Origin of the sequence: Novosphingobium sp. ERW19 (assembly GCF_012641315.1) — a bacterium.
Lineage (GTDB): Bacteria > Pseudomonadota > Alphaproteobacteria > Sphingomonadales > Sphingomonadaceae > Novosphingobium.
On record NZ_JABAIC010000002.1, the window covers coordinates 274982 to 293145 of the forward strand.

Here is an 18164-nt window from a genome sequence, read left to right on the forward strand (position 1 = left end):
GGTTTCAGTCTGCCCGGACGGCGGCGTCGATTTCGCTGTCCGGGTACTTGCGCTTGTGGCGGACCGACCACCACAGCGACAGTCCGATCAGCGCCGCGCCGATCAGGCCGGTGACGGTTTCGGGGATGTGGAACTTTGCCGACAGCAGCATGATCGCGCCAAGCGCGATGATGGCCCAGAACGCGCCATGCTCAAGGTAGCGGTATTCCGAGAGCGTGCCCTTCTTTACCAGCATGATCGTCATCGAACGGACGAACATTGCGCCGATTGACAGGCCAAGGGCGATGATCACCATGTTGTTGGACAGGGCAAATGCGCCAATCACGCCGTCGAAGCTGAATGAAGCGTCAAGCACGTTGAGGTAGAGGAAGCCGCCAAGGCCCGAGCGCACCACCACGCCTGCAGCCTTCTGTGCCTCGTCGCGCATCTCCAGGATCGTCCCCAGCGCTTCGACGGCGATAAAGGTGACCAGGCCAAGCACGCCCGAGACAATGAATGTCAGCGCTTCTGCATCCGACAGCAGCAATGATATGCCGTAGAGGCCAAGCAGCAGCACGGCGATTTCGGCTGCCTTGACGTTGGATACGACGGCCAGCTTTTCCTCGACCCAGCGGATCCAGTGAACTTCCTTTTCGCCGTCGAAGAAGAAAGACAGGCCCACCATTGCCAGGAACGCGCCGCCAAAGCCGGCGATGCCGACATGAGCGCTGCTGACGATCTCTTCGTAGCGCTTGGGATCGTTCAAGGAGAGGTTCAACGCCTCTACCGGCCCCAACCCCGCTGCAATCGCCACGATGGCCAGCGGAAAGACAATGCGCATGCCGAATACGGCAATGATCATGCCCCAGGTCAGGAAGCGCTTCTGCCAGATTTCGTCCATTTCCTCGAGCACGGCCGCATTGACCACCGCGTTGTCGAACGACAGCGAGATTTCGAGAATGGAAAGGACGAACACGATCCAGAGCAGTGACATGGTGCCACTGGCAGTGCCGGTCTGCATCCAGCCGTAGGCAACGGCCAGTGCCAGGCAGACCAGCGTAAAAAGGATCGAACCCTTGTAGAAGCGGAGCAAACGGAATTCCCTTGTTGGCGTGCCGTGCGTGTCGTGGCGCGTTACTTTGGCTGATAGGTCTGTTCAATACCGGGGAACGCACGAGAGCGCACTTCGGCAGCATAAGTGGCGGCAGCGCCGGAAATCGTGTCCGCAATGTTCTCGTAGATCTTCACGAAACGCGGCACACGCTCGAACATGCCGAGCATGTCCTCCGTCACCAGCACCTGCCCGTCGCACTGCGCCGAAGCGCCGATGCCGATGGTGGGGCAGGGCACTGCTTGCGTTATGGCGATAGCGATGGGCTCCACTACCCCCTCGATCACGATGGCAAAGGCGCCGGCATCGGCCAGCGACTGCGCATCGCCGACAATCTTGGTAGCCTCGGCCTCGCTGCGGCCGCGCGCGTTGTAGCCGCCGAGCACGTTCACCGCTTGCGGAGTGAGGCCGACGTGGCCCATCACCGGAATGCCGCGCCGGGTAAGGAAAGCGACGGTTTCGGCCATGGCCTCGCCGCCTTCAAGCTTGACCGCTGCGCAGCCTGTTTCCTTGAGCAGGCGCGAGGCGCTCTCGAATGCCTGCTGCGGCGAGGCTTCGTAGGAGCCGAACGGCATGTCGACCACGACGGCGGCATGGTACGACCCGCGCACCACCGCCGCGCCATGCGCTGCCATCATGTCGAGCGTGACCGGCACGGAGGAGGGCAGGCCATAGATCACCTGACCCAGCGAATCCCCCACCAACAGCAGGTCGCAATGGGCGTCGAGCAACTGCGCCTGCCGCGCGGTATAGGCGGTGAGCATCACCACCGGTTCCTGGGTCACGCCGTCCTTCTTGCGCTGGCGGATCGCCGGGATCGTCAGCCGCTTCATCGGTGCGGGCGTCGGGTTCGCGCGGCTGGTGGCGGTGTCGAGCTGGAAGGTCGTGGACATCGTTGCGCATCCTCTGAAGCGGGCAGACGCTTCTACTTGCTTGTCGAAAACCCGCAAGATGGCCCGATATTTGACAACCCTTTGATGCAAGTCTGGGGAAAAATGGCTTGCGCGAAGGGCCGTTCCCGCTAGCGTTACGCGCCATAACCTGGTTTCCGGCGCAACCGTTTTGGTTTCAGGTGCCGGACCAAGGCGGGAGAATTTCATGTTCGGTCGCGTCAAACCGCTCGACGCCATTCTAGCAACTGCTGAAAAGAAATCGTTGCATCGCTCGCTGGGCCCGGTCCAGCTCACCCTGCTCGGCGTCGGCGCCATCATCGGCACCGGCATCTTCGTGCTTACGGCCGAAGCTGCGCAAAAGGCCGGGCCGGGCATGATCTGGAGCTTCATCATCGCCGGTTTTGTCTGCGCGGTGGCGGCACTGTGCTATTCGGAACTGGCATCGATGGTGCCTGTTTCGGGGTCAGCTTATACGTACACTTATGCCGTGATGGGTGAATTGCTGGCATGGATGGTCGGCTGGGCGCTGATCCTCGAATATGCGGTGGCAGCTTCAGCGGTCTGCGTGGGCTGGTCGGGCTATTTCGTCGGACTCTTGCGAGATTACATAGGGTTGGAGATACCAGCGACGCTGGCCAACGGTCCTTTCGCGGGCGGCGTGGTCAACCTGCCGGCGCTGGTTATCGGCCTGCTCGTTACCTGGCTGCTGATGATCGGCACCTCGGAAAGCGCCAAGGTCAACGCGGTGCTTGTTGCGATCAAGGTCGGCGCGCTGACCCTGTTCGTGTTCGCCACGTTCAAGTACCTGAACAACGGCCCGAACTTCACTCCATTCACGCCTAACGGCTGGGGCATCATCGGCGTTGGCGGTGCAGCGGCTTCGATCTTCTTCGCCTATGTCGGCTTTGATGCGGTCTCGACCGCGGCCGAGGAAACCAAGAACCCGCAGCGCAACGTGCCGATCGGGCTGATCGGCAGCCTTGCGATCTGTACGGTGTTCTACATCCTCGTCGCAGGCGGCGCGATTGGCTCGATCGGTGCGCAGCCCGTTTCAGGTCCTGCCGGTGAAGTCCTCGCTCCGGGCTCCAAGGCTCTGGCAGACCAGTGTGCGTCGCTCGCCGCGCTCGGCAAGGAGCCTCTGGCTTGCTCGAAGGAAGCCCTGGCCCACGTTCTCAAGGAGATCGGCTGGACCAAGCTTGGCGGTGTGATCGGCCTTGCTGCCGGTCTTGCCCTGCCCTCGGTCATCCTGATGATGCTGTTCGGTCAGACTCGCATCTTCTTCGTGATGGCGCGCGATGGTCTGCTGCCGGAAAAGCTCGCCACGATTCACCCCAAGTGGAAGACGCCGCACATCGTTACCGGCATTACCGGCGTGTTTGTCGCTGCAGCGGCTGCGTTTCTGCCGGTAGGCAAGCTGGCCGACATCTCGAACTCGGGTACGCTGTTCGCGTTCTTCATGGTGGCCATCGCGGTGCTGGTGCTTCGCCGGACCGAGCCGAACCGTCATCGTCCATTCCGCACGCCGCTGATCTGGCTGACGGCGCCGCTCGCTATTGTCGGGACTTTCGCGCTCTACCTGCTGCTGCCGTTCGACGCCAAGATGGTGCTGCCCGTGTGGGGTGCGCTGGGCCTGCTGATCTACTTCGGCTACAGCCGCAGCCGCAGCCATGTCGGCCGTGGCCTCGTGGAAGTGCATGAGGAAGACGCTGACGCGCCGCCGCAGCCGGTGCCGCCGATCAGCTGATCGTGTGCAAGGGTTGAATAAAAAGGGCCGCTCCTTTCGGGGCGGCCCTTTTCGTTTGGCTGGCAGGTGACAGTGCTTACAGCTTGGTGTCGGTGTAGCCGCCCTTGACGTCGTTGGTGACGTCCATACCCAGCGCCATCTTGGCCGTGCCGATCAGGCCGAGTTCACCCGCCCAGATTGAGGCATCGCCGAGGTTCATGCGCAAGAACAGCAGGTTCGGCGAATCCGGCCCGCCCGGAAACCAGGCTTCCACGAAGTTGTTCCAGTGCTCTTCCAGCACCGCGCGATCGGTTTCCTCGACCAGCACGCCATGGAAGCGGGCAAACACATCGTGCCCCTTGGAAGAGAACGTCGCGGTGGCTCCGCCCATCTTGGCAAAGCGGTTGTCACGGCTGGTGAAGAACCAGATCGCGCTGTTGGCGTCCTTGTCGAGCTGCGCGGTCATCGGCGCGGCCGAATCCGGATCATTGTCGAGCTGGAGCATGACGTAGGGCGATGAAGACATCGCCTTCCAGAATTTTTCGCGTAGCTCTTCGGGATTGCCCTGATCGTACTTCATTGCTCGAATGTCCTTTGCTTGTCGGCAGTTGCCTGATGAACGGGACGGAGCGGGTGAAGTTCCCCCCAGGTTTTTCCCCAAGGCTGTGCACAAAAGGGAAACGACAGACGGATTGCGCGTTCCCTGAAATGGAACATAATAAGAACAAAGGAACGAATCGCATGATCGAACACGCCCCTATCCGTGATCCTGTCGCCTTGGCTCCAGGCCTTGCGCGCGGTATCGGCACCTCTGCCCGCACGCCTCGCTGGCAGCCGGGGCTGGCCCTCGATTGCGCTCATGCCGAGCTGTTCGCACCTGCGCGCGATGCCTGCGGAGCGGGAATGGCGCTGGCGCTGGCCCGCGATGCCTTGCGCCAGCAGCAAGTCGCAGAACTGCCCGATCGCCGCCCGTTCCTGTGGGTGCAGGACAAGGCGGCACTGCGTCTTTCTGGCCGGCCTTACTTGCCAGGCTTGCCAGCCGACTTGCGCCATCGCCTCATCCACGTTGCCGCCGCCACGCCCGAAGATGCGCTGTTCGCGCTGGAAGAGGGATTGCGCTGTCGTGACATGGCTTTCGTGATGGGCGAGATCGGCGGCAATCCTCGCGCGCTCGATTTCACCGCCTCGCGCCGTCTCAGCCTTGCTGCAGAAAAGCACGGCGTGCCGTTGTGGCTCGTGCGGCTCGATGCCCGGCGCGATCTCGGCGCGGCGCGCATGCGCTGGGAGGTGGGACCCGCACCTTCACCCCGGCCGCGCTGGAATGCCCACGCCCCGGGCACGGCCACCTGGCGGGCCGATCTGTTTCGCGCCCATACCTTCCACCCCGGACAATGGACCTTGCGCGATGACGACGCTCTCCTCGTCGCCGAACCTGCTCTCCCAGAATCCCGGACGCCGGATCATGGCGATCTGGTGCACGGATCTGGCGATCGATCGCTGGCGACTGGTTGAAGGCCTGAAGTACGGGGAAGGGCTTGACGCCGCCCCGCTCGCGCTGATCGAGGACACCGCCCACGGCCCGCGCATTGTCGCCGCCAACGCTGCGGCCCGCGCGGCGGGGGCTGCGCCGTCGATGCGCCTCACCGATGCGCGCACGCTTTGCCCCGCGCTTGTCGTGCGCCCTGCCGATGCTGCGGGCGACATTGCGTTCCTTGAGAACCTTGCCCTGTGGGCACAACGCTGGGGCCCTTGGAGCGCGCTCGATCCACCCGATGGACTGCTGGTGGATACCAGCGGCGTGGCGCACCTGTTCGGCGGCGAGCAAGCCCTGATCGCTGATGCGCTGGCCCTGCTGAACAAGCGTGGCTTGACGGCACGCGCTGCGCTTGCACCCACGGCAGGCGCGGCCTGGGCACTCGCCCGCCATGGACCGACAGCTGCAGTCCAGCCTGCGGAAGCGGACCCGCGCACCTTTCTCGCCGATCTCCCCGTCGCCGCGCTGCGTCTCGACGCCGATGTGATCCTGCTGCTGCGCCGCCTCGGCCTCAAGCGATTGGGCCAGATCGAAGGGCTGACGCGCGAGAACCTGGCGCGCCGCTTCCGCAATCATCGCTCGGCCGCCGCCAATCCGCTGCTGCGGCTCGACCAGATCTTCGGCCTGCGGCCTGAACCGCTGCTGCCCGTCGTGGGCGTGCCTGCCCCGCTGGTCCAGCGCCGACTGATGGAGCCGATCCGCCACCGCACCCTTCTCGATCGCGTGGTCGAGGACCTCGCCGCCGACATGGCGCGCCTGCTCGAAGGGCTGGGGCAGGGGGCACGTCGCCTTGAGCTGGGGATGTGGAAGGTCGATGGCGAGGTGATTGTGAGGCGGCTCGAGATGGCTGCCGCCTCCCGCGATCCGGCCCATATCTGCCGTCTCTTCGCCGCACGGCTCGATGATCTCGATGCGGGGTTCGGCATAGAACTTGTGCGCCTGCGCGTGCCGTGGGCGGAACCCTTGCACCTGTCGCAGGCCGATCTCGACGCCGCGGCCGAGCGTCATGGTACCAGTTTGGCCGCCTGTATCGATCGCCTGACCGTGCGCCTTGGGCCAGAAGCGGTACAGCGTCCGGTCGCTCACGCCAGTCATCTGCCCGAACGCGCCCAACGCTGGCAGCCATCGCTGGCGGATATACCCTCTTCACAGGAAGAATTGCGTTTCCATCACAGGCCACTGAAACTCCTGGATAAACCGGAGTCTGTCGCGGTCATCTATGAAACCCCGGACGGCCTGCCACGCCAGTTCCAATGGCGCGGACAGTTGCACAAGGTCGCACGAGCCGAAGGGCCAGAGCGCATTGCTCCGGAATGGTGGCGCGAACGCTCCACCGTGCGCCTTCGCGATTATTACCGGATCGAGGACGAGACCGGTCGCCGCTACTGGATCTACCGCCACGGCGTGATCGGGGACGGGCGCGGTGGAGCCCCTGAATGGTTCATCCAGGGGCTCTTTGCCTGAAGCATCAGATCGATGGCGCCACGATGGTCTGTGCGGTCAGCGTGTCGATCACTTCCTGCGGCATCGTCTCGGCGGGACGGCCCGAGACAAAATCGAGCAGGTCCTTGGTCAGCCGCTCGGTCTGCGTTGCGAAGACCCCGTGCGGCTCGCCATCGTACTCGATCAGCGTTGCATGCGGCACGGCCCTGGCAACGGCGCGCCCGGTTGCCTCGATCGGCACAGTCGCATCGGAGGTACCGTGGATTACCAAAGTCGGCACGCGGAACGAGGGCAGGTCCCCACGGAAATCGGTAGTGGCAAAAGCCTTCGCTGAGAGCAGCGTCGGCCTCAGGCCCGCCTGCATCGCCGTTGCCCAAGACAGCTTCAGCGTCTCGTCGCTCACCGGCCTGCTCAGCATGCCCACGCCATAGAAATCGCGGAAGAAGCCGGTAAAGAACCTGGCCCGGTCCTCCAGCATGCCGTCGGTCATTTCATCGAACGTGGATTGCGGAACGCCGTCGGGATTGTCGTCGGTCTTGAGCATGTAGGGCACGACTGATGACACCAGCGCCACCCGCGAAACCCCGCGACCGCCATGGCGCGACATGTAGCGTGCGATCTCGCCGCCGCCCATCGAGAAGCCGACCAAAGCCACGTTATCGCTCGCACTCATTGCCGCCATGACGTCAGCCAGATCGTCGGCAAAGGTATCGTAATCATAGCCGCCCGAAGGCTGGTCCGAACGTCCGAACCCGCGCCGGTCATAGGCGATCGCACGAAAGCCCGCATCGGCCAGCGCATTGCTCACCGGGTCCCAGCTGTCGCCGGAAAGCGGCCAGCCGTGGATCAGCACCACCGGCGGCCCATCGCCCCACGACTTGGCATAAAGGCGGGTCCCGTCGCGGGTCTCGATCATCGGCATCAAATTGTCTCCTCAGGCCCCGCCCGTGTGGTGCCTGAACGGCTCGTCCCGTTTCGCGTTCCTTCCCTCGGCCTGTCCACAGGTACGGGCTGGCGCAGGATGCTGAAAGAACATATAAGGAACGAATGCCGCAACTTACCGTTCTCGAACGCCTCGAAATCCTGGCCGATGCTGCCAAGTACGATGCCTCCTGCGCTTCGTCGGGTACTACCAAGCGCAACAGCAAGGGCGGGCCAAATGGACCAGGGCGCGGCATCGGGTCGACCGAGGGCATGGGCATCTGTCATGCCTATGCGCCTGATGGTCGCTGCATCTCGCTGCTCAAGATCCTGCTGACCAACCACTGTGTGTTCGATTGCCACTACTGCGTGAACCGCAAGAGCTCGAACACCCGCCGCGCGCGCTTTACTCCGCAGGAAGTGGTGGACCTGACGCTGTCGTTCTACCGCCGAAACTATATCGAGGGGCTGTTCCTCTCCTCGGGGATCGTCAAAAGCTCCAGCCACACCATGGAGCAGTTGATAGAAGTCGCCCGTATCCTGAGGGAAGAACACGATTTTCGGGGGTACATCCACCTCAAGACAATCCCTGAGGCCGATCCCGAACTGGTTGCCCAGGCCGGGCTCTATGCCGATCGCGTCTCGATCAACGTCGAATTGCCCACGGTGGCCGGCCTCACTCGCCTTGCGCCCGACAAGTCCGCGCCGCAGATCGAAGGAGCGATGGGGTCGCTGAAAGAAGCGATTGTCGAGGCCAAGGACGCCCGCAAGCGCTTCCGCCATGCGCCGAAGTTTGCTCCCGCCGGCCAGTCCACCCAGATGATCGTCGGCGCCGATGCTGCGACCGATGCCGATATCGTCGGTCGCGCCAGCACGCTTTACGACCGCTTTCGCCTGCGCCGCGTCTATTACTCAGCCTTCAGCCCGATCCCCGATGCCAGCGCGGTCCTGCCGCTGAAGCGTCCGCCCTTGATGCGCGAACATCGGCTCTACCAGTCCGACTGGCTGATGCGCTTCTATGGCTTTGCCCCGCACGAAGTGCAGCAGGCAACCGGCAACGATGGCATGCTCCCGCTCGATATCGACCCCAAGCTCGCCTGGGCCCTGCGCTTTCGCGGGGACTTTCCGGTCGACGTCAACCGTGCCCCGCGCGAAAAGCTGTTGCGCGTGCCGGGGCTGGGGGTGAAGGCCGTCAACGCCCTGGTCGCCGCCCGCCGCCAACGCCGCCTGCGCCTGGCCGACGTTGGCAAACTGACCGTCTCTGTTGCCAAGGTGCGCCCGTTCATCGTCACCGAGGACTGGCGCCCTGTGCTCCTGACCGACCGGGCCGATCTGCAAAGCCTTCTGGCCCCCGCCGTCAAGCCCACCCAGATGGAACTCTTCGCATGAAGCCGTTCCGTGACATGCGCCTGGCCGAAGCGTTCCGCATCCAGCTTGCCGCGCCGGACGATTTCGAGGGGTGGCGTGATGCCGCGCGCCGCATGGTCCGCGCCGATGTGCCGCCAGACCGGGTCACCTGGGAATCCCCTGCCGATCAGGGCGCGGACCTGTTCGCGCATGGTGACCGCCGCCTGCCATCGCCGCCTGACGATGCCCCACAGCCCCGCGTTTCGCGAGACTTCTTGCAGCTTGCACAAAGCGTGATCCTTCATTCTGATTCTACGCGCTTTTTATTGCTCTATCGCACGTTGTGGCGCCTGCAGTCACGCCCCCGCCTGATGGAGGACAAGGCCGATCCCGACGTGCGCGCCATGGAAGACCTCGCCCGGCAGGTCCGGCGGGACATTCACAAGATGCGCGCTTTCGTCCGCTTTCGCAGCGTGGAGAACGAAGAAGGCGAGCACTACGTCGCCTGGTTCGAGCCCGAGCACCATATCCTGCGCGCCAACGCCGGGTTCTTCGTGCGTCGCTTCACCACCATGCGCTGGTCGATTCTCACCCCGCGCGGGACCCTGCATTGGGATGGCGAGGCGCTGCAGGAAGGCCCGCCGGCCACCCGTGCAGATGCTCCTTCGGGCGATCCGGTCGAGGCGCTGTGGCGCAAGTATTATGCGTCGATCTTCAATCCCGCGCGTTTGAAGGTCGGGGCCATGCTCAAGGAAATGCCCCGCAAGTACTGGAAGAACATGCCCGAAGCGGCGCTCATCCCCGAGTTGATCGCAGGCGCACAGGCACGCGAGGCGCAGATGGTGAAGGCGGGCGAACAGGACTTCGGCGAACGGCCGCAAAGCCTTGGCGCGATTGGCGAGGCAATCCTCGGCTGCCGCCGTTGCGAGATCGGCTGCAACGGTACCCGTGCCGTCATGGGCGAAGGGCCTGCATCCGCCGCCTTGATGATCGTGGGCGAGCAGCCGGGCGATACCGAGGAGGAGCAGGGCCGTCCGTTCGTCGGCCCGGCCGGTCGCTTGCTGCGCTCGCATCTCGAAGAAGCGGGTATTTCGGACGAACGCACCTACGTGACCAATGCGGTCAAGCACTTCAAGTTCGTTCCCCGTGGCAAGCGCCGTCTCCACCAGAATCCCACCGCCAAGGAAATTGATATCTGCCGCTGGTGGCTTGATGGCGAACGCGCGCTGGTCCAGCCCCGGCTCATCCTCGCCTTGGGCGCAAGCGCGGCACGCAGCCTTCTGGGCAAGACGGTCAGCGTGCAAAAGGTGCGGGGCGAGCCACATTTGCTCGACGATGGCAGCGAGCTGTGGATCACCACGCATCCCAGCTATCTGCTGCGTCTGCAAGATCACGGTCGCGCCGAGGAAGAAGACAAGTTTGCGAATGATTTACGCCGGGTAGCGGATAGACTTTCGGAACTTTCTGGCGCAGTCTGATGCCCGAACCTGCGCTGACGCCGCCGCGGCGCCATGTCGCGCCATTCGAAGGGCCGCCACCTTCACCGGCGGCCTTTGTCGAACTGGGGCTGGCAACCTGCTTCTCGTTCCTGCGCGGTGCCTCGGACGCCCAGGATCTGGTCAGGACGGCACGCGAACTGGGCTACGATGCGCTGGGCATTGCCGATGCCAACACCCTGGCCGGTATTGTACGTCTGCACACCGAAGCAGATGGGGCGGGCATGCGTCCCGTTATCGGCTGCAGGATCGAAACCGTCGAGGGCCTGGCCTTTCTGGCCTATCCGCAGGACCGCGCCGCGTACGGTAGGCTGTGCCGCCTCATTTCGGCTGGGCGAATGCGCACGCTCACTGGAGAGTGGCAGGCCAAGGGCATCTGTGAGATCGATTTACCCATGCTGGCTGCCCATGCCGAGGGCATTCACCTGATCCTCGTTCCCCCAGCTGATCTGGATCAGATGTTTACGGCGGAAAGCGAAAGCAATGTCTATGCTTTTCCAAGTGGGGAATCCCCAGTTCTTCCACCGATTACGAACAGCCTTTCCCTGCCTTTTCCCGAGCTTCTCCCCAAGCTTGTCCACAGCCTGCCGACCATGCGCCATCTGGCCGCGAGCTACCTTTACGTCGGCGATGACATTGCCCGGATCGAACGGCTGAACGGTCTAGCTCGGAGCAATGGCCTTGGCCTGCTGGCTACCAACGAAGTGCTCTACGCCACGCCAGACCGCCGTCCGCTTCAGGACGTGATGACGGCAATCCGTCACAAGACCACCGTGGCCAAGGCCGGGCATTTGCTCGAACCCAATGCCGAACGGCATCTGAAATCCCCTGAAGAGATGGTCCGTCTGTTCGAGCGCTGGCCCCAGGCAATCAGTGCCACGCGCGAAGTGGCGGACTCCTGTCAGTTCAGCCTCAAGGAGCTAAGCTACGAATACCCTGAAGAAATCTGCCCCGAAGGCCACGATCCGCAATCCTGGCTCGAAATGCAGACGTGGGAAGGTGCACGGGGGCGCTATCCGGATGGCGTGCCGGAGAGCGTTGCCGATACTCTGCGCCGGGAACTCGACCTGATCGGCAAGCTGAACCTTGCAACCTACTTCCTGACCATCAAGGATATTGTTGATTTCGCACGTAATTGCGATCCTCCGATCCTGTGCCAAGGGCGTGGCTCAGCTGCCAATTCCGCGGTCTGCTTTTGCCTCGGGATAACCGCCGTTGATCCCGCCAAGCACGCACTGCTGTTCGATCGCTTCATCTCGGAGGAGCGCAAGGAGCCGCCCGACATCGACGTCGACTTCGAGCATGAACGGCGTGAGGAGGTCATCCAGTATATCTACCGCCGTTTTGGCCGTGCCCGTGCAGGGCTTTGCGCCACGGTCATCCACTACCGCCCGCGCATGGCGATCCGCGAAGTGGGCAAGGCCATGGGCCTGTCCGAAGACGTGACCGGCGCGCTCGCTCGCACCGTCTGGGGTAGTTGGGGCACCGAGGTGGGGGAGAAGAACGTCAACGAAAGCGGGTTGGACGGCACCGATCCTTACCTCAGGCGCGTTATCGCAATTGCCCAGCAAATGATTGGAATGCCGCGCCATCTTTCCCAGCACGTTGGCGGTTTCATTCTCACTCAAGGGCCGCTGACCGAAACCGTGCCGATCGGCAATGGCGCGATGGCCGATCGCAGCTTCATCGAATGGGACAAGGATGACATCGACGCGCTCGGCATTCTCAAGGTCGACGTGCTGGCGCTCGGAATGCTCACCTGCATCCGCAAGTGCCTTGATCTGCTGGGCGCGCACCACGGCCGCGACCTGACGCTGGCCACGGTCCCGCGCGAGGACCCGGCGGTCTACGACATGCTGTGCAAGGGCGATTCTCTCGGCGTGTTCCAAGTGGAAAGCCGCGCGCAGATGAACATGCTGCCGCGCCTGCGCCCCCGCCAGTTCTACGATCTGGTGATTCAGGTCGCCATCGTGCGTCCCGGCCCGATCCAGGGTGATATGGTCCACCCCTATCTCAAGCGCAGGCGGGGTGAGGAGAGGGTAGAGATCCCTGCGCCCGGACCCGAACATGGCCCCGCCGATGAGCTGAGCTCGATCCTCAACCGCACGCTGGGCGTACCGATCTTCCAGGAGCAGGCGATGAAGATCGCGCTCGATGCGGCGCGGTTTTCCAGCCTCGAAGCCAATCGCCTGCGCAAGGCCATGGCCACGTTCCGCTCCCGCGGGATGGTGCACGAACTTGAGGACATGATGGTCGGCCGCATGGTCAAGCGCGGCTACGATCCGGATTTCGCCGAACGCTGTTTCAACCAGATCAAGGGTTTCGGCGAATACGGCTTTCCCGAAAGCCATGCCGCCAGCTTCGCCCACCTCGTCTATGTCTCGTCATGGCTGAAGTGCCACTATCCGGCGGCTTTCGCCTGCGCCTTGCTCAATTCGCAGCCGATGGGCTTCTATGCCCCTGCGCAGATCGTCGGCGATGCGGCGCGGCACGGCGTGCCGGTGCTGCCGGTCGATGTGAACCATTCGGACTGGGATTGCACGCTGGAGCAGGGCGGAGGCGCGCTCCGGCTTGGCCTCAGGCAGATCGATGGCTTTCCCGAACATGCGGCCGCCATGCTTGTTGCGGCGAGAGGCGAGGGTGGTGTCTTTACCGATGCCGCCAGCCTGAAGGAACGGGCAGGGCTGTCTCCGGCACTGGTCGAGCGGCTTGCCGCAGCCGATGCGCTGGGCTCGCTTGGTCTCTCGCGCAGGCAGGCGCTGTGGGATGCCCGCAGCCTTGTCGCGCCCAAGGAGCTGCCGCTGTTTGCCGCCATGACGTCACGCTCGGAAGGCGAGGAGCGCAGTCGTGCCGTCCTGCCGATGATGCCGCTGTCGGAGGAGGTCGTGGCCGATTATCAGACGCATCGCCTGTCGCTGAAGGCCCATCCGCTGGCGTTTTTGCGGCCGATGCTGGGCGAACGCGGCTTTGTCCGGGCGGCGGACCTCAGGAGCCACAAGTATCGCGCCACGGTGCAGGTTGCCGGCGTGGTGCTGGTGCGTCAGCGCCCCGGCAGCGCCAAGGGTGTCTGTTTCATCACGCTCGAGGACGAGACTGGCGTGGTCAATCTGGTGATCTGGCCCGACCTGATGGAGAAGCAGCGCAAGATCATCATGGGCGCACGGCTGATGGAGGTGCGCGGGCGTGTCGAATACGACGACGAGGTCATCCATGTCATCGCCATGCACCTGACCGATGCCAGCGCGAGCCTGGATGCGCTGTCCGATGCCGACCGGCTCATGCCGCCGATTGCGCGGGCGGACGAGTGCAACAGGCCGATCCCCGAACGCGCCGGTCCCGGTGCCCGGACACACCCGCGTGACGTGAGGATCATCCCCAAGTCACGCGATTTTCATTAGGCCTCAAGCTCAGGTACGCAGGCGCTCGATCCCCTGCGCCAGTGCGACATAGAGCTTGCCCATGTCGGACGAGAGCAACGTAACGCCCAGAGCGTTACCGTCACGGGTCGAAAGCAACTGGCGCAGCATGGATTCGAAATCGTGGATGTAGCGGTTCACATGCTCGCGGAACTCGCTCTCAGCTTCGTAATGCGCCTGTACCGCCTTGGCCTCGGCACTTTCCAGCAGCGACACGGCGCGGCGGGTGAAGATGCCGCGGTCCCCGCGCAGGTACGATGCCCAAGCGGTTTCCGAAACATCCGTCGACAGCGCCTTGGCAATGTCGATGGCGGACGAGTTCAGCGATTCCGTGATCAGGGCCGCGCGACGGGCAAAGTCGTTATCGACCTTCTCCTCTGCCTTCTCGCGAACGCGATCGACCCGCGCCTCAAGATTGCCGGCCAGTTCATCGACCTTCGCCAACTGGTCACGCATCTGGATTGCGGTGTCGCGACTTGCTGCCGCTGCGGCATCGATGGCTTCCTCAAGACGCCCCACAAGTTCGGCCGCGCGCCCCTGAAGCACCCGCGCGATCGCGGCACTGCTCTGTTCGCCAAGCCGTTCGGCGAGGCTTTCGATTTCACCCGCAGTGCTGACGCGCAGGTCTTTACCAGCCTTGGTTGCAGCCTCGTTCAAGCCGCCAATTGCTCCTGACAGTCGGCTCTCGATATCCTGTGACAGTGCATCGCTTTCGGCGCGCACCCCGGCCAGCACGTCGCGCAGAGCAGAAAGTTGCTGCTCATGCTCTGCCGCCTGCTCGGACAGGGCCTTTTGCGCCTTCTGCAATTCCTTGATCGTGCTCGAAACTTCACTGCGAGCAGAACCAACCGTCTCGGCAAGGCTGCGCCCGCCATCGCCTGCTTCGCGCAAGGTATCGCGCAAGGTGAACACGCGATCCTCCAGACCCTTGAGCCCGGCTTCAGTACTGCGCAGGGCTTCCGGAATCTGGGTGCGCGTGTGGTCGCCACCGGCCTGGATCAGCTCGAGAAGCCGCACAGCAGAATCGGTCAATTCGCCGATCTGCAGGTCCGTGCCGGAAAGCGCGTGGCGCATTTCACCCAGTCGCGCGGTGAGATCGGCCATTGCCTTGTCAACCTGCGACGCTGTCTGTGCGCCTTGTTCGCCAGAGTTGCGAAGGACTTCGGAGAAGGCACTGACCTTGCTTCCGATTTCCTCACATCTGGAAGCAAGCTTCTCAGCCTCGACAATTTGCGTGCTGCGCTGCGCCTCGATCGCCTGATCAAGCTCGGCCAGCTTTGACGCCAAACCTTCGGCGGCAGAAGCGGCGGCGCGCTCCATCGCAGAGCGACGCTCGGCAACGGCCTCGTCTATTTCGGCAAGACGGTTTTCGAGAGCCGCGCGCTGTTCCGCGGCGCCAGCTTCGGCAGAGGCGCGCCTGCGCGCCAGTTGTTCGTCAAGATCGCGGCCCTGGATTTCGAGCATTGCCGTGAGCGAACGCGCGGCCTCCTCAAAGCGTGCCAGGCGTCCCGCCGAGTCCGCGATAAGTCCCTCGTGCGCCTCGCCGAGTTGGACGAGAGTTTCCTTAAGGGATGCCGCATGGGCATCGCTGCGCTCCCGCCAAACCGCAAGGGCAGCCTGTTCCGCCTCGGCAGCCATGGCCGCCTGATCGACGCTGCGCTGCGTCAGGGCATCAAAACGATTTTCGGCCAGAAGGCCGAGGTCTTCGGAAGCCTTGGCAAATCCCTCCAGCGCGCTGTCGACCCGGTCACGAAACGACACGACCTGCCGTTCACTGGCAAGGCCGAACTCATTGAGGCGCTGAAAGCCCGAGACCAGCTCTTCAAGCTGCAGATGCGCGGTGCGTCCGGCATTGCCGATGTTGTTGGTCACGTCCTTGGCGGCATTGGCAATGACCGGCAATTGCCCCCGAAGCTTCTCCATGTTGTCGAGCGCGGCTGCCGAAACTTCGGCGATCCTGTCGATCTGCGTGCCGTTCCGGCTGATCAGCCCATCCAGCTGCGAGGCACTGCCCGAAAGCCGATCGACCGCAACGCGGCCCAACGATTCAAGATCGCGACCTTGCGCGGCCATGAAGTCGCGGGCCAGCGCCAGTTCGGTGTTGATCGAAACAAGGCGCCGCTCAAGGTAAGCCGATTCGTTCGACAGCAGGCGTGCCGCATCGGCGAAGCGGGCCGCTTCCTGCCGGCTTGTACGCATGACTACGAGCAGCAGAACAAGCACCAGCAGGACGGGCACGCTCCATTGCGTCAACCACCATGCCCATTGCTCTGCAGACGCGGGCGTTGGCTGAGCAAGGATCACAACCCAAACGAAGAATGCCGTCCAACCAGCAATCGCACCGCCAGCCAGCACAAGCGCTGGCCAGGATTTCTTGAGCGCAGGGATTTCTGCGCTATTCCAGTCGCTTGCCGATGCTTTCTCAAGGAAAGCTGGAGGCATATATGCCAGCTCGGCATCCTCAGGCGCAGTTGGCCCGGCCATGCTCGCCTCACCGGCGTCCTCATTGGCGCCATCGATCGGAATGATCCGTCTTCCCCCGTTCATGACGCTGTCATATCACGATTTCGATCCATCCATAAACCCCGCCTTAACGCTTCGGCCCGTAGCGGTTTCATATGGCCTACGAAGGCGCCTCCCTTGATGCTAACCTTGCCGCTGCTGCCGGGCACGATCCCGAACTCGTGCGCGAGTTGCGTGCGGCATTCATCGAAAGTGCCGAACGGCAGGTGGATCTGCTCGGCCGCGCTCGCTGCGATGGGAACTGGCACGTTGCAGCCTTGCGGTTGAAAGGTCTTGCGGCAAGCTTTCATGCCGAAGGCCTGATCGACCTTGCGGAAGAAGCGCTGGACGGCGCGCCCGGTGATCCGGCGATCCTTCGTCGCCTGCACCAGATGCTGGCCGATCTGGCAATAGACGCCTAATCCCCGACGCTACAGCGGTCCGCCTTGGCACGACCGTCGCCAGTCCCTACGATGGTGCGACAGGAGGCAATTCTTGCGGGTCGCAGTTCTTTCCCTGATTGAAACTTCCCATCCGGCACAGGCTGCGGGTGTGCCGGCAACGGTGCCTGCAGGACTTCGCGGGTATCTGCCGATCGGCGGACGTTCGCTGCTGCGCCATCAGATCGGGTTGGCCCTCTCGCTGGGCGCAAAGCGCGTCGTCGTGATGGCAGAGGGGATCAGCGGCGAGCTGGTCGCGCTCCAGCACGTTGTCGAGGCTGGCGGAGCCCAGTTTCATGTCGTGGCAACAGCGCGTGCACTTGTGCCCTTGCTTGCTCCTGAAGACGATGTGATCGTCGTGGGCGATGGCCTGATTGCCATGCCCGACGTGTTTCGGGATCTTATCGAGGCAGGTCCGTGCGTTCTCACGCTTCCGGCAGAAAACGCCTTGCCGCTCGGTTTCGAGCGCATCGATATCAACCATGCATTCGCCGGAGCAATGCGCTTCCAGGGACGGATCGCGGCTGGCCTTGCCGATTTGCCGCCCGAATGGAACGCGCAATCGGCGCTGCTGCGCCTCGCCGTTCAGGCCCGCCTGCCATTGCGCGGCGTGTCTGCGGCCATGCTGGGTGATGGCCGTTGGACCATGGTCCGTAGCGAACAGGAAGCCCACACCGCAGAGCGTCAGTGGCTGAGGCTGCATACGGCTAGCGGTGGATCGGCCGAAGGCTCCCCGGGGGTGCTGCTGGCCATGGCCTTTGTCCGCAGGTTCGGGCCGGCCATGCTTCATGCAGGAACCCGGCCTGCGCTGATCGGACTTGCTGCCGGGATACTGGGACTGCTCGGTCTAGGGCTTGGCTGGCTTGGCAATGCCGCCACAGGGTTCCTGCTGATCGGATTGTCCTGGCTGGTGGAGCGCGTGGCCAGTCTGATGGGGCAGGTGGAGCGTGATTCGCTCCTGGCCTCGGGCCTTGAGCGCAGGACCGTGGCCCTATTCCATCTTCTCGTCGATGCTGGACTGATAGCGCTTGCCGCTTGGCGCAGCGAACTGCCTTACACCAGCGCAATTCCTTTTGGGCTCAATTGGTTCGCCCCGATTCTGCTTATCGGTGGAGCGCGCCTTGTGCGCCTTGCCCTGCCGCGTTTCCCCCGATCCGCCTGGCTGGAAGACCGATTGGCCTTCGGCCTTGTGCTCGCCATCGCCAGCATCACGCTGCCATTCGATGCAGCGATCGGCGTTGCGGTTCTGACGCTCCTTGGCACGTGCCTGCTGCTGCTCCAGTTCGGGACAACGCCGGCAACCGACAGATCGCCTAACCCGCAGTTAACCAGTCGGCCGTAAGAGCGACTTATGGCACT

The 18164-nt window shown here is 63.5% G+C and carries 13 protein-coding genes; 8 read left to right on the forward strand and 5 right to left on the reverse strand.

Annotated features, from left to right (window positions below; genetic code table 11):
* Positions 1–4: 4 nt before the first annotated feature.
* Together HGI46_RS04720 and panB are read right to left on the reverse strand one after the other, a co-directional pair.
* The gene (locus HGI46_RS04720) at positions 5–1072 is read right to left on the reverse strand and encodes a DUF475 domain-containing protein (RefSeq protein ID WP_168903301.1); all 1068 of its coding nucleotides are present in this window, start codon (positions 1070–1072) and stop codon (positions 5–7) included.
* A 41-nt stretch (positions 1073–1113) separates the two neighbouring features.
* Entirely contained in the window at positions 1114–1983 is an 870-nt protein-coding gene (panB, locus tag HGI46_RS04725; RefSeq protein ID WP_168903302.1) for a 3-methyl-2-oxobutanoate hydroxymethyltransferase, read from the reverse strand.
* A gap of 205 nt (positions 1984–2188) precedes the next feature.
* On the opposite strand from panB, the gene HGI46_RS04730 reads away from it, so the two are divergent.
* Positions 2189–3727, forward strand: coding sequence for an amino acid permease (locus HGI46_RS04730; RefSeq protein WP_118073934.1), 1539 nt, complete (start codon positions 2189–2191; stop codon positions 3725–3727).
* A 76-nt stretch (positions 3728–3803) separates the two neighbouring features.
* Here the strand turns inward: HGI46_RS04730 and HGI46_RS04735 are convergent, their stop codons facing one another.
* Positions 3804–4286 carry a pyridoxamine 5'-phosphate oxidase family protein gene (locus HGI46_RS04735; RefSeq protein ID WP_118073933.1) on the reverse strand — a complete coding sequence of 161 codons (483 nt, stop codon included), beginning with the start codon at positions 4284–4286 and terminating at the stop codon, positions 3804–3806.
* A 161-nt stretch (positions 4287–4447) separates the two neighbouring features.
* Here HGI46_RS04735 and HGI46_RS04740 point away from each other — a divergent pair, with 161 nt between their 5' ends.
* Together HGI46_RS04740 and HGI46_RS04745 are read left to right on the forward strand one after the other, a co-directional pair.
* The gene (locus tag HGI46_RS04740; RefSeq protein ID WP_240344658.1) at positions 4448–5218 is read left to right on the forward strand and encodes a hypothetical protein; all 771 of its coding nucleotides are present in this window, start codon (positions 4448–4450) and stop codon (positions 5216–5218) included.
* Positions 5112–6704 carry a DNA polymerase Y family protein gene (locus HGI46_RS04745; RefSeq protein ID WP_240946586.1) on the forward strand — a complete coding sequence of 531 codons (1593 nt, stop codon included), beginning with the start codon at positions 5112–5114 and terminating at the stop codon, positions 6702–6704. The genes HGI46_RS04740 and HGI46_RS04745 overlap by 107 nt, the downstream gene beginning before the upstream one ends.
* 4 nt (positions 6705–6708) lie before the next feature.
* On the opposite strand, the gene HGI46_RS04750 is transcribed toward HGI46_RS04745, so the two are convergent.
* The gene (locus HGI46_RS04750; RefSeq protein ID WP_168903303.1) at positions 6709–7605 is read right to left on the reverse strand and encodes an alpha/beta hydrolase; all 897 of its coding nucleotides are present in this window, start codon (positions 7603–7605) and stop codon (positions 6709–6711) included.
* 125 nt (positions 7606–7730) lie between these two features.
* Between HGI46_RS04750 and HGI46_RS04755 the strand changes: the two genes are divergently transcribed.
* From HGI46_RS04755 to HGI46_RS04765, 3 genes are read left to right on the forward strand one after another with little or no spacing between them, the layout of a single operon-like run.
* On the forward strand, positions 7731–8993 hold the full coding sequence (locus tag HGI46_RS04755) for a putative DNA modification/repair radical SAM protein (RefSeq protein ID WP_168903304.1): 1263 nt from the start codon (positions 7731–7733) through the stop codon (positions 8991–8993).
* The gene (locus HGI46_RS04760; protein ID WP_206065536.1) at positions 8990–10429 is read left to right on the forward strand and encodes a UdgX family uracil-DNA binding protein; all 1440 of its coding nucleotides are present in this window, start codon (positions 8990–8992) and stop codon (positions 10427–10429) included. The genes HGI46_RS04755 and HGI46_RS04760 overlap by 4 nt, the downstream gene beginning before the upstream one ends.
* Positions 10429–13845 carry an error-prone DNA polymerase gene (locus HGI46_RS04765; RefSeq protein ID WP_168903305.1) on the forward strand — a complete coding sequence of 1139 codons (3417 nt, stop codon included), beginning with the start codon at positions 10429–10431 and terminating at the stop codon, positions 13843–13845. The genes HGI46_RS04760 and HGI46_RS04765 overlap by 1 nt, the downstream gene beginning before the upstream one ends.
* A gap of 9 nt (positions 13846–13854) precedes the next feature.
* On the opposite strand, the gene HGI46_RS04770 is transcribed toward HGI46_RS04765, so the two are convergent.
* Positions 13855–16410 carry a hypothetical protein gene (locus HGI46_RS04770; protein ID WP_168903306.1) on the reverse strand — a complete coding sequence of 852 codons (2556 nt, stop codon included), beginning with the start codon at positions 16408–16410 and terminating at the stop codon, positions 13855–13857.
* A 71-nt stretch (positions 16411–16481) separates the two neighbouring features.
* Here HGI46_RS04770 and HGI46_RS04775 point away from each other — a divergent pair, with 71 nt between their 5' ends.
* Together HGI46_RS04775 and HGI46_RS04780 are read left to right on the forward strand one after the other, a co-directional pair.
* Positions 16482–16787 carry an Hpt domain-containing protein gene (locus tag HGI46_RS04775; RefSeq protein WP_118073930.1) on the forward strand — a complete coding sequence of 102 codons (306 nt, stop codon included), beginning with the start codon at positions 16482–16484 and terminating at the stop codon, positions 16785–16787.
* A 73-nt stretch (positions 16788–16860) separates the two neighbouring features.
* On the forward strand, positions 16861–18147 hold the full coding sequence (locus tag HGI46_RS04780; RefSeq protein ID WP_168903307.1) for a hypothetical protein: 1287 nt from the start codon (positions 16861–16863) through the stop codon (positions 18145–18147).
* Positions 18148–18164 lie beyond the last annotated feature (17 nt).